This is a genomic window from Pseudomonas sp. H1_D05 (genome assembly GCF_054682705.1).
This window is the reverse complement of record NZ_CP162825.1, coordinates 3,805,543-3,821,062: the sequence shown is the minus strand read 5'-3', so window position 1 is coordinate 3,821,062 and position 15,520 is coordinate 3,805,543. Positions and strand designations below refer to the sequence as shown.

General features: G+C 56.4%; 10 protein-coding genes. 9 read left to right on the top strand and 1 reads right to left on the bottom strand.

Going from position 1 to position 15,520, the window contains the following annotated elements:
* Window positions 1-95: 95 nt before the first annotated feature.
* The 5 genes from AB4O11_RS17265 to AB4O11_RS17245 all read left to right on the top strand — a co-directional run bounded on the left by AB4O11_RS17265 (window position 96) and on the right by AB4O11_RS17245 (window position 11,419).
* A complete protein-coding gene (locus tag AB4O11_RS17265; RefSeq protein WP_460127594.1) occupies window positions 96-3,641 on the top strand; it encodes a calcium-binding protein in 3,546 nt (1,181 codons plus the stop codon).
* A gap of 150 nt (window positions 3,642-3,791) precedes the next feature.
* Window positions 3,792-5,636, top strand: coding sequence for a hypothetical protein (locus AB4O11_RS17260; protein ID WP_320337258.1), 1,845 nt, complete (start codon window positions 3,792-3,794; stop codon window positions 5,634-5,636).
* 247 nt (window positions 5,637-5,883) lie between these two features.
* On the top strand, window positions 5,884-7,557 hold the full coding sequence (locus AB4O11_RS17255) for a hypothetical protein (protein ID WP_460127592.1): 1,674 nt from the start codon (window positions 5,884-5,886) through the stop codon (window positions 7,555-7,557).
* A gap of 80 nt (window positions 7,558-7,637) precedes the next feature.
* Window positions 7,638-9,482 (top strand): response regulator, encoded by a 1,845-nt coding sequence (locus tag AB4O11_RS17250; RefSeq protein ID WP_460127590.1) that lies wholly within the window; start codon window positions 7,638-7,640, stop codon window positions 9,480-9,482.
* 50 nt (window positions 9,483-9,532) lie between these two features.
* Window positions 9,533-11,419 carry a hypothetical protein gene (locus AB4O11_RS17245; RefSeq protein WP_460127588.1) on the top strand — a complete coding sequence of 629 codons (1,887 nt, stop codon included), beginning with the start codon at window positions 9,533-9,535 and terminating at the stop codon, window positions 11,417-11,419.
* 132 nt (window positions 11,420-11,551) lie between these two features.
* On the opposite strand, the gene uraH is transcribed toward AB4O11_RS17245, so the two are convergent.
* Window positions 11,552-11,905 (bottom strand): hydroxyisourate hydrolase, encoded by a 354-nt coding sequence (gene uraH, locus AB4O11_RS17240; RefSeq protein WP_003223171.1) that lies wholly within the window; start codon window positions 11,903-11,905, stop codon window positions 11,552-11,554.
* Window positions 11,906-12,326: 421 nt separating this feature from the next.
* Here uraH and puuE point away from each other — a divergent pair, with 421 nt between their 5' ends.
* The 4 genes from puuE to AB4O11_RS17220 all read left to right on the top strand — a co-directional run bounded on the left by puuE (window position 12,327) and on the right by AB4O11_RS17220 (window position 15,471).
* Window positions 12,327-13,253 (top strand): allantoinase PuuE, encoded by a 927-nt coding sequence (gene puuE / locus AB4O11_RS17235; RefSeq protein ID WP_099758426.1) that lies wholly within the window; start codon window positions 12,327-12,329, stop codon window positions 13,251-13,253.
* Entirely contained in the window at window positions 13,250-13,765 is a 516-nt protein-coding gene (gene uraD / locus AB4O11_RS17230; RefSeq protein ID WP_064391195.1) for a 2-oxo-4-hydroxy-4-carboxy-5-ureidoimidazoline decarboxylase, read from the top strand. Before puuE ends, uraD begins: the two co-directional genes overlap by 4 nt.
* Before the next feature lie 87 nt (window positions 13,766-13,852).
* Window positions 13,853-14,848, top strand: coding sequence for an allantoicase (gene alc / locus AB4O11_RS17225; RefSeq protein ID WP_007913974.1), 996 nt, complete (start codon window positions 13,853-13,855; stop codon window positions 14,846-14,848).
* A gap of 119 nt (window positions 14,849-14,967) precedes the next feature.
* Window positions 14,968-15,471 (top strand): ureidoglycolate lyase, encoded by a 504-nt coding sequence (locus tag AB4O11_RS17220; RefSeq protein WP_034151759.1) that lies wholly within the window; start codon window positions 14,968-14,970, stop codon window positions 15,469-15,471.
* Window positions 15,472-15,520 lie beyond the last annotated feature (49 nt).

The following is a 15,520-nucleotide window of genomic DNA, read 5'->3' as shown; positions in this document are numbered from 1 at the left end:
TACACAGCAACAACCCGTTGATGTACATCGTTCAAAAGGCGACCGTACTATCACGACTCAAATAAATAAAAACCCGCCAGAACAAGGAAGTTCACATGGCCACCCTGATACGTAAAGCGTCATTGGAAACTGCAGAAATCACCGACGCCGTCGTCATCGCCGACATGCGTTTCGAGAGCAATGAACATCATCTTTCGACCATTGACTTCAAACCCGAAACTGATGAAACAACCAGCATCAAAGTAAAAAGCAAAGTCGATCAATTGAAAATAGTCGACTCCGTATTCGGCCCGCTGCAAATCGGCAATATTTCAATAACACGAGTGTCACTTGATGCCTTGGGCGCCACGTTTGACGGCCAGCCACTGAGCGGCAAAAGCACCTTTTTCCGGGTACCCAAGCGATCTTTCATCAACGCGTTGCAGTTCAGTGCTGTCGACATTGAACACCATATGAAATCGTCAACAGGCAAGGACAGTTATTTGTTGACGACACTGCTTTTCGAAATGGCCAGCGAACGCCCACTGACGGCCCCTCATCTGATAAGAGAAAGTTCGCAAGTCTCTACAGACGAAGGTAACTACCGTAGCAAATTGGTAAAACTACTGGATTCTGCACAGAAACTGGATCTGTATCACGCAAACCTGCCCAAACATAATCCTCGCTGGGTGTCCCTGGCGAAAAGTTACGCCGCGCTCGGTTCGAGTGTCGGCATTCAAGCTTTCGGCATATTCATGGGTTTACGCGGTGTGGTGGATGCTATCAAAGCAAACAACACCACCGAAGTCGCCATCAACAGCTTGGGTATTGGTACGGAAGTGGGTTCCATTGTTGTTGACATCGCCGTCAGCAAAATTGCGTCGAATATGCTCTCGGCCGGGCAAGGCGCCCTGATGGATTTTGCCAAAACCCGGTTTGCCCTGAGGCTGGGTCGCTCCGGCGGTTTGATCGGCGGCGCACTGACATTGCCGTTCGATATCTTCACTGCTGTCAGATCGATCAATGCCGCTGAAAATGCCGTCGGAAAAGAAGCCATGGACCATTACGTGAGCGCTGGATTGAGTATTACCAGCGCGGCCATGACGGTCATCCTCGGTGCGGCAGCGTTGGCAGGCTTTTCATTTGCAGGCCCGGTCGGGCTTGCAGCTGGAGCAATCCTGGCCATCGGATCGCAAATTTATGGCGCGGTACGCGTGGTCGACGACATTGATGACTACATCGAACTGACGCTGGACGAGCGCTGGCGCACAGGCTGGTTTTCGTTCTGCATGATGGACCCTGACCAGGCCGTGCAAAATCGCTATCTGCTGGCAAAAACCAGGCTCCAACACGCGAAACAATTGAAAGAAACAGCCAGAAAACTGTTGGATGGGCAACTAAAGGACACAACTGAAGCCATCGTTAATGGCAAGTTTGAAGTCCACCTCAAACCCTCCCGAGTGCGCAAGCGTAACTGGTGGACCAAACGAGACAGTTGGGAAACGATCCAGGTTCCCGAGATCAAGGGAGGCGATGACATCATTGACGCCCGCAACGGGGTTTCCAAGGATACGCCTGGTGCAGAGTTGGGTACGGTTGGCGAAAACAAGGGCATTCTCTGGTTCATCAGCGAGGGCCAGGACTCAATCAAGGGCGTTGAAAACAAACCCAACAGCTTTCACTACCGATCGGGAAAAAAACAGCTGACCGGGGCTGAGAAAGACGACCGCTTCGTGTTCGAGGGTGCAGGGGATCTGCTTGTACAGGATGCCCAGATTTCTGAGTATTCAACATTGAAAGGCGGCGCAGGCAACGACACGCTTGTTCTGGCTAGAAGCAATTACACCCGCCGCACCGATAGAAAAGGCTATGACGTCGATCTGCTGGCCCAAACCCTGCAGGTAATCGCAACCGATACGTCTGCCGAAGAGGGTGAAAAATATACTCTCCACAGCCTTCTGGAAAGTATCGAGAATGTTGAAACGGTCAGCGGGGCCATCAGTGTTGTGACCGGTTCGGATAAACGCAACATCATTAATTCGCGCGGCCAGGACACCATCAATGCGGGGCCCGGAAATGATCAAATCCATCTGACGTATCCCGGAGCAAAAGCCTCGGGTGAGGCTGGCATTGACGAATACATCATTGACCACAAACCAGGCCGTATTGCCATCATCGAAGACGGCACAGAAGAAAGTATTGTTCTGCTCAACTGGAAATACGAACTGATCGAAAGCTGGGCAATCGAGAATGGCGCGCTGATCATCAGTTCCCGATTCGCATTTGCGGACGACCCGAAAAGTGTCGTGATCATTCAAGGCCTGTATAAGAAAGACGCAAACAACTTCGTATTGCAGAATAATAAATTCACGTTCATGACCGGCGACGGCTACTCGTTAAAACTGCCTGACGCCCCCGACCTGCCCGACAGCATCGAAAATGGCCACAACCTCGAAATCGAAGTCGTCGTTGTAAAAAAAGGAACACCCGAAAGACCCCTTATCCTCCACGCTCCCGAGTGCCTGATCGATCATCAGCGTGATGCGAGTTACTACCTGCCAAGGTCCAGGAAAAACACGACACTCCGGTTGGTGAAACGTGCTGAAGCGGTGGTTCGTCTGCATCTTGATTACGACATCAGCGAACTGACACAGGTTGAAGCGCACTTTACCTCGGGAGAGAAGAAGTCAAATGGAGAACTTTTTGCGGGATGCGACCTGATTTATCACTTCGGCCAAAACACACTGAAATTTGGCTTGTTCGCCTATGCGGAAGGTGGATTTGATCCCAGAAACATGATCAGGATCTTGCGAACCATGGCCGCACGTCCCAACTACCGGGTTGTGCTCATTTTTAAAGGTGGCGTCACGGTCAATTTGCAGCTGACACCGGAAACCGATGTTTGCCCCCTTGAAAGCCATAATCCGAATGATTTTGATACTTGGACGACGCAGCTCTCACTACCACTGCCAAGGCGCACAGATCAGACGCCTTTTGAGTTACCTGAAACCAAACCCTTCAAATTCGACAGGGCGGGATGCGGTTCGCTTTTTTCCTATCCCGAGCAAACCTCGATCCAGAATCTTGAAGGTACTGGTTCCACCTACCTGATTCATCTGGTTGCCGATATAGCGATCAGATTGTCTACCCCGGGAGCACTCGCGAACGCCCCTGCCAGACTGCCTTACTCTTCCACCTGGGACCTCGACGCGACGAAACTCGGCAAGGTCGAGATCAGGCTGGAAAATAACCAGCTGCACATCGGCACCTGCATTATTCATTTGCCCGAGTACGAAAGCGAAGACCTGATCGATCAGGTCCGTGTCATTACCGAGAAAGGGGTTGTCCATACCGTCGATCTTTCTTTCGACAGGGTTTACCTGGATGGTCTGGATGCCCGCTTCTTTGAAGACCCCGACTCGGCAAAAGACTTGCCCGAGGCCCTTGCAGCAATGGCCAATCAAGAGATCAAAGTGAGAAACATCGTGCTCGCCGACAATCGTCACGAGGCACTGAGTTACAACTTTCCCGCACACGGCTGGATCCTGCGCAGAGACAAATCTCGCGTTGAATACTCAGCACTGCAAGTGGTCAATCGGTGCAGCCATCAAGACCTCACCCTCTTTGCACAGCCGCCGTTGATGACTGTTCCCCCTGCTTGACGCGCCACACACCCGTCAAAAACCGATAACCGCGTGCGCACTCCGAAGTGCAGTAACCGAACATCTCCACGGGGATGCGGACGAGTGCGCCTGAAAAATGCGCTGAGGCACTTACGTGCCCGCGCATCATCACTCAACGAGTAACTTCACATGGCCAAACCACCCAAAAAAGTTCCTGTGACAGTGGCAGCAGATACCCCTGTTACAACCAGACCTGCACAGCCAGGCTCGGGGACTCGCGTCACTGCAAACCTGCCTGACCCGGCGCTGCCGGGCGTCGACGCGACCACGGGACCTCCCGGTATCGCCACCACTCGCCCGCCCGCCGTCATCGTCAGTGATATGCCCGATACCTACCGTGCCGCCCGCAGTGCAATCGCCTGGCCACAGGATCGATTGCACGAGCTGATACCAAGCGGAGAAAACACGGGTCTGTTCACCGGCCCGGATCAACGAACCTACGCGCAAATCGGCAACGAAGGCCGGTTTGTCGTCGAACGGGATCTGCAAGGCAACTATTACGTTCCGCTGACCTTTGCACCGGGTGTTCCCGGCCCGGTACTGACCAGGATTGAAGGCCAGGCCAGCTGGCACATCCAGCGCCCCGGCTGGCAATCAACACAGTCTCGCCCCGACACCCCTGCCACGCCACCGTCCCTCTCCTACCTTGCGCCCGATGACGCAAAAACACTGACCAGAGCAGAACTCTCAACGGGGGGACTCCGATACAACAAACTCAAACATACCTTCGTCGATACCGCAGACGGCACAGTCATGGTTCGGAAAAACCAGCAAGGTGAATATCAACTGACCTCGACTACAAACAGAGACTTGCCCGATGTATTTTTTCAACAGATTCCCGGAACGGTGCTCTGGCGCCGCAAGCATCCGCACTTGCCAACCCCCGACCATCCCGCTGCAGGCAGGTCGCGGCCAATGGCCGAAGCAGACGAACCGCAACCCGGCCCAAGCAAACGCGCGCGGGTCAACGTCCCCGAACAACCACTAGCACCAATAACCTTCGACGCCAGCGCTCCAGCCGAGCAGACACCGTTTTTCTGGCTACCCTGGGGCCATCTGAACAAACCCGCGCAGGTGGAGTCGGTGCAGCTCGGCTGGTTTCATTATCCGGTGGTGCCGAAGGGTTCCACCCCTAACCCCAAAGTCTTCTTTGTGCAACATCCTGACTTTGTGCCAACACACTTCGATGCGTTTGAACAAATGCTCCGTACGGCGCCCTCGATGCAGCCTGTTGCAACATTTCGCATCGGTAACGATCCGGGAGAAATACACCCTGGAAAACGTTTCTTCGATGAACCGATCTCGCAGTCGGTAGCCAAGACATTCCCTGATTTCTCTGATGACACGGCACGGGCCGTCGCCAGAAGGCTGTTCGAACTCGCGGACAACACACCGACGATTACCGGCACCGGGCTGGTCAACATTCAGGCAGTCCTGCATCAGTGGAAACAACGGCCATTTCCCAGCGCACCTGCGTATGCCGACCCGCTGAACATGCTGGCAGTGGCACCCGCCATCGATTTCAACGGAAAAAAACTCATCCGCATACCCTCCCAGGTCGACGGCGAACTGCAACGACTCAGCTTCGATCCCAAGCATTTTCCCGTCGAGTGGAACCACTACAAAACCTACCCGACCGATCTGAACCTCAGACGCCTGCTTGGCGCCCTGTTGGTTCGCAGCGGCTATGACATATTTCCCCTGACATACGAACACCGCATGCCAACGCTGGTATTCAGGCGCGGAACCAGTGAGCGGATTTATTTCATGAAACTGGGTGTGGTGGATCATGTCGGCCTGTCCCACACCCCGGGCAATGAACTGGCAGAACCCAGCCTGCCGGCCAGGATAGGCAACGAGGCGTTTCACGCCCTGGCCACCGCGACCATGGAAAACAAAGTGGTCTGGCTCATCGGGGGCGTATTGAAGGTTGAGTCGACTCCGGATTCGGTGTTCGTGCTCAGGGAGCGCTGAGATCCCGCTACGACTCGCACCGGCCCTGCCGGCGCGAGTCGGCATGACTTTCGAACGCCTCGAAACACCCTGCAGCACTTACCCTCATCGCCATACATATATACCGCACGCCGTGGCGAGTTTTTGCCGAACATCACGCCTTTGAAGCCAATGGGTCGGGCAAACACGATGCCGCGCAATTGCACATCGAATCCGCTTCCCGAATATCCGGCCGCATCACTGATCAGCGATTCATCGGAGCAAGTCCATGGCAAAACCACCCAGGAAAATTCCTCGCACGGCGTCACCGGAGCCGTCTGGCCGGGCAACCAATCCTTTACCTGTTCCACTGGCAGCACTTCCCGGTGAACCGGGTCATTCCACTCCCCACACCGAAGCCACTTCATCACACGCATTGCCAGAAGCGCCCGCCGACCGCCCCAGCGTCATCGTCGGTCGTCCGTTTACCCGGCATCGCCAATTGAGCGAAGCGCGAACCTCTGACTGGGTGAGGCAGCAATCCATCGAAACCGGACCGTCTGCGCTGGCCGGTGCTTCCAGCAGCGAAAGGCCAGCGCATCCGGTCTATATCGACCCCGAATCAGCAACCCGACTGAAGCTGCAACCAGGCACTGAAGAAGGGTTTCGCTACGACAAACGCAAGAAACCCTACGTCGAAATGCTCGGCGGCATAGTCATGGTGAGCAAAACTGCGGAAGGCTGGCGACAGACACATGCCGGGGAATCAACCCCGACGGGACAAAGAGTGGAACAGATTCCGGGGACAAAACTCTGGCGTGAAATCGACACGCCGCAGCAAGGCGACCCAGCCGTAATCAATCCACTGTCCACCGAAATGCCCGATGCCGTACCCGGCCCGAGCAAGCGCCAACGCCTGGACGAACAGAGCCATGTTGCGACCGGTACCAGCACGCTGGTCGAACATCTGTTAGCTCAGCCGGGCGTCGCCCTGGATCTTTCCGCCGGTCAGTGGAGAAACTGGGGGAAGTCCACAAAACCCGATTCAGGCGAGTCGATAGAGATCGACGGGCAACACTTTCGGATCGTCACGCAAGGTGTCAGTGCCGATACCGAACTGGTCTATTTGCAACACCCGGGATTTGCACCGGACCGCTATGACGCGTTCGAAAACATGCTGCGTCACGAGCCTTCGCGCCAACCGAAATGGGCACTGAAACGCGAAGGCCAATGGAAGGTTCTGGACAACGCTCCACCGTTCGAAATGTCCGCCACTCAATATGTTTCCGCCGCCTGCAACTATCTGTCCGAGCAGGCGACCAGCAACCTCGCGCGGGCGGTATTCGATCGGCTTTCACTGCCTCAGGGCATCAACGCCCATGGACTTTCGGCGATGGCGCTGACCTTCCGCCATTGGCTGGACAGGGTAAATCACGAGCCCCCGCTACACGGACTGGCGGACCCTTTGATGATGCTGCCAAAACTGCCGACATCGCCCGGCCATCTGGCAGGCGGCCGCTTGCTCACACTGCCTGCGCACAACTCAGCCGTATTACAGCGCCTGGATTTCGACCCACAACGGTTTCCTCAGGAGTGGGCCTCCTATGCAGCAGCGCCGACGCCAGGAAACCTGCGCGGATTGATGGCGACCATCCTGCAACACAACGGCTACAGCATTAATCCGACCACGCACCGACTCAGTGAAGGTGCATTGATTTTTTACCGCCCGGGCGTTGCCGCTCTATTCGTGTTGAAGCTGCCACCCATCGCTGGCAATCAGGTTACTCGCACCACACCCGCAGGTACCGAACTCATCGACCCCGCCTATCTGACGAGGCTCAGCGTGTCGCAAAAACAGATGCTGGAGAGCCAGTTGGCTCACACCGAAGTCATCCATCTGGTGGGGGGTATACAACCCATATCCGCTGATTACCCGACGCTGTTCATTGTGAGAGAGGGCTGAGCCGCTGCTGAACGCCTGAACGGTACGTCCGCAAGTCCGGACACCTGCACACCCACAATCCAAATCAAGAGATTCAGTTAATGGTCAAACCACCAAAGCGTGTGGCCGGTGTTATTGCGCCTGACACACGCCCAAATGCCGCTGGCATTGTCCCCAGAATCCCCGGCGAAACCACGCCATCCTCTGCAGACCTGCCGAGCAATTCCGGGCGTCAACAGCCAGTGCAGGTCCACGAGGCATCTGCCGTCTACCCCGTGTCGGTAGCGGCCGCTCTGCGCGCCATCAGCTGGCCTGCCGATCAAGTGCACCTGCTACAACGGCTGGATCCCGACAGCGGATTGTTCACCAGCCCGGAGGGAAAACTGTACGCCCATGTTGAAAATGCGGGGCATCTGCTGGTCGAAATCCATCACGATGGCCGCTTCCGGATTCCCTTCAACTTCACTCCGCATCTGGCGGGTCCTTTCCTGATCAAAACCGAGCGCCAGCCAGTCTGGACCTTCGAACGACCCAGTTGGCTGGCGCACAACCCAGACAATGACGGGCCAGCTGCAGCCGCTGAACGTAACCCCGGGGAACAGCCGATCTACCTCGCCCCCGATGCCGCCGCCCTGCTCTCCCCCCGCCTGCAAACACTGGACGGCGTTCGCTACGACAAGCACCGAAAAACCTATATCGATACCGCAGAAGGAACCGTCATGGTGCGTAAAAACGCCAACGGTCACTATCAGCAGACCTCCGCGACGGCGCGCGAAGTATCCGCTCTATTGTTCGAACAGATTCCCGGGACGCGACTGTGGCGCCGCAAGACCGGGCTAACCGATTTGCCTGCGCAACGCCCGCCGCAGGAAAAACGCAAAACCTCGACCGAGACGTCGGACCCCATGGCCGGCCCCAGCAAACGCCCGCATCAGGAAGAAGGGACAGACGCCACCCGGGCGCTGACCGAAAGCCTGCTCTCGGACAACCCTGACGCGATCAACTTGAGTTTCGGTTTATGGCGAAACTGGGGACACCGTGTCCGACCAGCGTTGGGTCAGCATATCGAGATCGACGGGCAGTATTACCGGGTGATGCAACAAGACCTGAATGCCAACCCGCGACTGGTTTACCTGCAGCATCCGTTGTTCTCGCCCGCCCTGTATGACGCCTTCGAATACATGCTGCGGGACAACCCGTCGCTGCAGCCCAAGTGGGCGGTTAAACAAAACCACCAATGGACGGTCCTCGACAGTGTCGTGCCCTTCGAAATGCCGATCACCCGGTACATCGCCAGAACCTTCAAGTACTTGTCGGATCAATCCGTCAATTCACTCGCCCGGGCCATGTTCAATCAGGCGAACCGATCGGAAATCATCATTGCCCCTGGTCTGGCGCTGATGAACCAGGTGTTTGGTTACTGGGCCAACAGGGATCGGCGCAGAGCACCGAATCGAGAGCTGGCCGACCCGCTCCTCATGTTGCGCCCTCTGTCCGGACCGGAACCCACCTTGGCGATTCCTGCTTCGCTGGGTGAAGGCCTGATGCGCCTGGATTTTGATCCCGGGCGCTTCTCTCGCCACTGGAACGAGTACGCCACGACGCCCACTGCGGCCAATCTGCGCAGGCTGTTCAGGCAGATTCTGGAGGATGACGGTTACGTGGTGAGCAACCCGACAAACACGCTTGCGGAAAACGAATTGTTGTTTCACCGCGAGAAAATCGATCACGTGTTCGTACTGAAACTGCCACCTCTTAACGACGGGCGCCTGCAGCGATTTCGGCCTGAGCGTTTTGAGAACAATGAAGTCGTGCTGCAAACATCCAGCAGCGAATCAAAGCCTTTGTCGACTTACCGCACAGAAAAAAAGATCAGCTACCTGCTCGGCGGCACCCAGACAGATGTTCTGGGGCAGACAACGCTGTTCATTTTCAAAGACCAATGACCGCGCAGGACAGTCAACCAAAAAACATGAACAGCTTAGAGATACTTCAAATGACCAAACCCACAAAGACTACAGTCCGCCCTGCTTCGCCCGACACCTCGGCGATCAACAGATCTGCCGCTGGCAATGGCAGCCTCAAAAACACCCAGGGTTCTGACATTTTTGCGCCAGGTACGAAACAACTGCCCGACACTTCCACTGCCGGTACGTCTGGCAGTGAAATGGCAGGCGCCCCACGCGTGGTGGTGAGTTACATAACGGATCCGCTGCTCACCGAAACCAATGCCAGACTGGCCGAGATATCCCTGCCGGTATTACAAGCCGCTCTTCTACAGCCGCACAAATCCGTCGACGGGTTATTCGTGGCCCCGGGCGGCCAGATTTACGCGCACCTGGAAGACGGCCGGCATTACCGGGTTGAACTCAACACCGCCGGTCACTACCAGATTCCCTGGCCCGCGGCTCCGGGCGTGACACCACCCATTCTGAAAAAAATCCACGGCCAGTCACGTTGGCGCATCGAGGCACAGTGGTACGCGGCTCACTCCAGACAGAGGAGTCTGTCTGCGCAGCCACGGACTGCCGAACCACTACAAGCGATCATCCTCGTCGACCCGCACCTGGCGACCCTTCTGCCTGCCGCGCGGGAGTCCCTGGACGGTATTCGCAAAGGGCCGCGTGGGAAAACCTATGTCGATATCGCCGAAGGAACCGTTCTGGTTCGCAGGAACGAACAAGGCGAATACAAACTGGCTTCAGCAACAACGATCAATGTGCCGGATATAGCGTTCGAGCAGATTCCCGGGCAATTCGTCTGGCGCCGTAAATTGCAGACGACAACAGATACACAACAAGCTCCACAAGCAGGCAGTTCCCGTGCCCTGCCCCGGTCGGAAAAGCCCGGCCCGAGCCCAAGTAAACGCCCTCGACTGCCAGAAGACAGTGATCCTCTCAATCCCTTCGTACTCATGGGCATCAGTGAATTATGGAAAGGCTGGGGAACCACGACGAAACCGTCAGCCGGCGACTCCATCGAAATCGGCGGCAAGCACTTTGCGATACTTGACCAGCCGAGCCACGCCATTGACGCCTTTGCCTTCATCAAGCCGCCACAGTTTTCTGCTACTCGTTTCGATGCTTTCGAACAGTTGCTGCTGAGCAATCCTGAGTTGCAACCCAGGGCGGCGGTGAAGTGGGAGGGCAATACGGGGCATGGCAGTCAGGCATGGAGAATCGTGGAGAGTCGGCCATTTGAGAAAAGCCTGACTCAATATGTCAGCGATCAGTTCCCCTATCTTTCCGATCACTCTGCAAGTAAAGCCGCACGGGAGATGTTCAATCGAGCCAATCACTCCGAGAAAATGACAGGGTCCGGGATCAGTGCATTGTTCGAGACGTTCAAGTACTGGGAAAATCGCTCTATTTTCACGGGCGATAACAGAGTCGCTCGTCAAGACTTGAGCGACCCGCTGATGCTCCTCACGCCGCTTGCGACTGACGTAAATGGCTACATGCGTATGCCGCTACCTTCCGCTGAAGGTCTGCGAAGAATCGACTTCAACCCGAAACTGTTCTCCGGCTCGCAACACCAAAGGGGTCGCCGAACAACGCGAACACTGTTCAAAGATCTTCTTAGCGCACACGGCTACTCCATTGCCCATGATTTCGGCGCCAACCAGGGGAATGCCTTATTGATCAAGCGAACGGGGGTTGATCCTGTTTTCATCCTGTTCATGGACAGGATTCAAAACAACACTGTTTTTCTCGCTGATCCAGTTGCCTGGCTGAAGAAAAGAGTCTTTGTCGACAACATGGACGTACAGGTCAAAGACGAGCTGATGGTGCATTTGCACACCAACAGAATCGTTTTTTTGCTGGGCACCAACGAGCCTCTCCCCACTCACGAACATAACCTTATTGTCACCCGACACAGCTGATGAGCTCCGGAGTTCTCTGCAGCACAGGCGGGCAGATTACTCAGGCATAAAAAAGCCCGCAGTGTGAGCGGGCGAAAGACCAAAGAAGCTATATGCGCAGTCGCTTCCCGGTGGGGGGCAGCTGCTTGGGGGTCAGCTGCCCCGGTACGTGGAATAGCTGTAAGGCGAAATCAGCAATGGCACGTGGTAGTGATCCTGTTCGGCAGAGATGCCGAAGCGCAGTACAACCACGTCCAGAAATGCCGGCTCCGGCAACTGAACGCCGCGGGCGCGGTAGTAATCGCCAGCGTGGAACTGAACCTGATAAACCCCGGTACGATAATCATCGCCTTGCAGCAGCGGCGCATCGACCCGGCCATCGCTGTTGGTTATCGCACTGGCGACCAATTCCAGGTGCGAACCTTCAACGCGGTACAGCTCGACCTTGATCGAACTGCCCGGGCAACCGTGTGCAGCGTCCAAAACGTGTGTTGTCAAACGTCCCATTGATTCTGCGCGCCTGCCTGCGTGGAAGCAGTCAGACCTCGCGCCTCCCGAAGTCAGATAAAAAGGAGACCGCACCGATTCGGAGCACGAAAAGCTGCGGCGAGCGACTGATTAAGACACTTTTCAAAAAAATTGTACACAATAAAAACGACATTTTTCACACCACCCCCGCCAATCGGGGGTTTCCCCGCGTTCTGCCAGCAACACGCCTATACATTGCACCTCCTATCCATTAACTGACTGGTCAGGCAGGTTTCTTGCAGGCTCACGCCAATACCAGGAAAAGATGACAGTCGGCGAAAAATGCGAAAATTCAGGCTTACAAATTGCGAATAAAGTTGTATACAATCAGCCCATCGCTGTGACGCCAGCCTGCCAGGCCGCCACACCCATCTGTCAACGAATAAGAAGGAAGACTGCAGTGAGCGCTGACTACCCACGCGACCTGATCGGTTACGGCAGTAACCCTCCTCACCCACACTGGCCGGGCAATGCCCGCATCGCTCTGTCGTTCGTACTCAATTACGAAGAAGGCGGCGAGCGCAATATCCTGCACGGCGACAAAGAATCCGAAGCCTTCCTCTCCGAAATGGTTGCCGCTCAGCCGCTGCAAGGCGCGCGTAACATGAGCATGGAATCGCTTTACGAGTATGGCAGCCGCGCCGGCGTCTGGCGGATTCTGAAACTGTTCAAGGAATTCGACATTCCGTTGACCATCTTCGCCGTGGCCATGGCCGCTCAGCGCCACCCGGATGTGATCCGTGCAATGGTCGAGGCCGGCCACGAGATCTGCAGCCACGGCTACCGCTGGATCGACTATCAGTACATGGACGAAGCGCAGGAACGCGAGCACATGCTCGAAGCGATCCGCGTCCTCACCGAAATCACCGGCGAGCGCCCACTGGGCTGGTACACCGGCCGCACTGGCCCGAACACCCGTCGCCTGGTCATGGAAGAAGGTGGTTTCCTCTACGACTGCGACACTTACGACGATGACCTGCCCTACTGGGAACCGAACAACCCGACCGGCAAGCCGCATCTGGTGATCCCGTACACCCTCGACACCAACGACATGCGCTTCACCCAGGTGCAAGGTTTCAACAAGGGTGACGACTTCTTCGAATACCTCAAAGACGCGTTCGACGTGCTTTACGCCGAAGGTGCCGAAGCGCCGAAGATGCTCTCGATCGGTCTGCACTGCCGCCTGATCGGCCGTCCGGGTCGCCTCGCTTCGCTCAAACGCTTTATCGAATACGCCAAAAGTCATGAACAGGTGTGGTTCAGCCGTCGCGTCGACATCGCGCGTCACTGGCACGAAACCCACCCGTACCAAGAGGCCGCGAAATGAGCCGCTTTCAAACCCTGCAACCGTCGACCCTGAGCCGCGACGCTTTCGTCAACGCCTTCGCCGACATCTACGAACATTCGCCATGGGTGGCCGAGAAGGCCTACGACCTGGGTGCGGACGCTTCGATCGACGAGATCGAAACCCTGCACCAGCGCATGAGCGACATCCTGTTGAGCGCCGATCACGCCAGCCAGCTTGCGCTGATCAACGCTCACCCGGACCTGGCCGGCAAAGCGGCCGTCCAGGGCCAACTGACCGAAGCCAGCACCAATGAACAGGCTGGCGCCGGTATTCACCAATGCACGGCCGAAGAGTTCCAGCGCTTCACCGAGCTGAACGACGCCTACAAAGCCAAGTTCAAGTTTCCCTTCATCATGGCGGTAAAAGGCAGCAACCGGCATCAGATCCTCGCGGCGTTCGAAACGCGCATTCACAACTCGCAAGACACCGAGTTCAAATGCGCGCTGGCGGAGATCAACAAGATCGCCCTGTTCCGTTTACTGACTCTTTAGCAAGCCTGACCCGAGTACATCAAACGCGGAGAGTACCCAGGGTCCTGCAAGCATCCCCAGCCACTTTTTTAAAGGCAGACAAGAAGAATGAAAGCTTACGCCGTACCTTTCGAAAAATTCGTCAACCTGGCCGATGCCCGTCTGGGCACCAAAATCATTTCGGTCACCGATGACTGGTTCGCAGACGCCAATCGTCTGTTCCAACCGACCCCGGCCGTATGGAAGGAGGGCGTGTTCGATGACAACGGCAAGTGGATGGACGGCTGGGAATCACGCCGCAAGCGCTTCGAAGGCTTCGACAGCGCCGTAATCCGTCTGGGCGTACCGGGCTCGATCAAAGGCGTGGACATCGATACTTCATTCTTCACCGGCAACTTCCCGCCATCGGCCTCTCTGGAAGCGTGCTTCCTGGCGTCGGGCGAGCCTGATGAAAACACCCAGTGGACTGAAGTGCTGTCGGCCGTCGAGCTGCAGGGCAACAGCCACCACTACCACGAAATCAGCAACGACCAAGCGTTCAGCCACCTGCGCTTCAACATCTACCCGGACGGCGGTGTCGCCCGTCTGCGCGTGTACGGCATTCCGTTCCGCGACTGGTCCGCTGTGGGTGACAACGAGCAAGTCGATCTGGCAGCAGCCCTGAATGGTGGCCGCGCCCTCGCCTGCTCCGACGAACACTTCGGCCGCATGAGCAACATCCTCAACCCGGGCCGTGGCATCAACATGGGCGACGGCTGGGAAACTGCACGTCGTCGCACGCCAGGCAATGACTGGGTCATCGTCGCGCTGGGTCACCCGGGCGAGATCGAGAAGATCGTCGTCGACACCCTGCACTTCAAAGGCAACTACCCGGACACTTGCTCGATCCAGGGTGCGTTCGTCAAAGGTGGTACTGACAGCCAGATCGAAACCCAGTCGCTGTTCTGGCGTGAACTGCTGCCAAGCCAGAAGCTGGAAATGCACGCCGAACACACCTTCGTCGAGCAGATCAAGGCGCTGGGCCCGATCACCCACATTCGCCTGAACGTGTTCCCGGATGGTGGTGTGAGTCGCCTGCGCGTTTTGGGCAAGGTCGCTAAATAAGGTTGAACCCATTCGCGAGCAAGCTCGCTCCCACAAGGGATTGCATTCCACAGGTGGGAGCGAACCTGCTCGCGAAGGCGTCAGAACAGTCAACACAGAATTCGGATAAGAAGAACAGCATGCGCACACTAACGATTGAACCGCTGAGCAAAGAAGCCTTCGCCCCTTTCGGTGACGTGATCGAAACCGACGGCAGCGATCACTTCATGATCAACAACGGTTCGACCATGCGCTTCCATAAACTGGCGACGGTCGAAACCGCTCAGCCTGAGGACAACGCGATCATCAGCATCTTCCGCGCCGACGCGCAGGACATGCCGCTGACCGTTTGCATGCTGGAACGCCATCCGCTGGGCAGCCAGGCTTTCATTCCGCTGCTCGGCAATCCCTTTCTGATCGTGGTCGCGCCAGTTGGCGATGAACCTGTATCAGGCTTGGTCCGCGCCTTCGTCACCAACGGCAGGCAGGGCATTAATTACCATCGCGGCGTTTGGCACCATCCGGTGCTGACGATCGAAAAGCGGGATGACTTCCTGGTGGTTGATCGCAGTGGCACAGGCAATAACTGCGATGAGCATTTTTTCAAAGAGGATGAGCGTTTGATCCTCGCCCCCCACCAATAAGAGAAGGTCTGATCACTCGACAACAAGAGTGACAGGCGAGAGGTAAAGA

What these genes read in the sequence shown, in the direction of transcription:
- AB4O11_RS17260 (WP_320337258.1), top strand. Translation starts at nt 3,792, where the DNA reads ATGGCCAAACCACCCAAAAAAGTTCCTGTGACAGTGGCAGCAGATACC.
- AB4O11_RS17250 (WP_460127590.1), top strand. Translation starts at nt 7,638, where the DNA reads ATGGTCAAACCACCAAAGCGTGTGGCCGGTGTTATTGCGCCTGACACA.
- AB4O11_RS17255 (WP_460127592.1), top strand. Translation starts at nt 5,884, where the DNA reads ATGGCAAAACCACCCAGGAAAATTCCTCGCACGGCGTCACCGGAGCCG.
- alc (WP_007913974.1), top strand. Translation starts at nt 13,853, where the DNA reads ATGAAAGCTTACGCCGTACCTTTCGAAAAATTCGTCAACCTGGCCGAT.
- uraH (WP_003223171.1), bottom strand. Translation starts at nt 11,905, where the DNA reads ATGGGACGTTTGACAACACACGTTTTGGACGCTGCACACGGTTGCCCG.
- AB4O11_RS17245 (WP_460127588.1), top strand. Translation starts at nt 9,533, where the DNA reads ATGACCAAACCCACAAAGACTACAGTCCGCCCTGCTTCGCCCGACACC.
- AB4O11_RS17220 (WP_034151759.1), top strand. Translation starts at nt 14,968, where the DNA reads ATGCGCACACTAACGATTGAACCGCTGAGCAAAGAAGCCTTCGCCCCT.
- AB4O11_RS17265 (WP_460127594.1), top strand. Translation starts at nt 96, where the DNA reads ATGGCCACCCTGATACGTAAAGCGTCATTGGAAACTGCAGAAATCACC.
- uraD (WP_064391195.1), top strand. Translation starts at nt 13,250, where the DNA reads ATGAGCCGCTTTCAAACCCTGCAACCGTCGACCCTGAGCCGCGACGCT.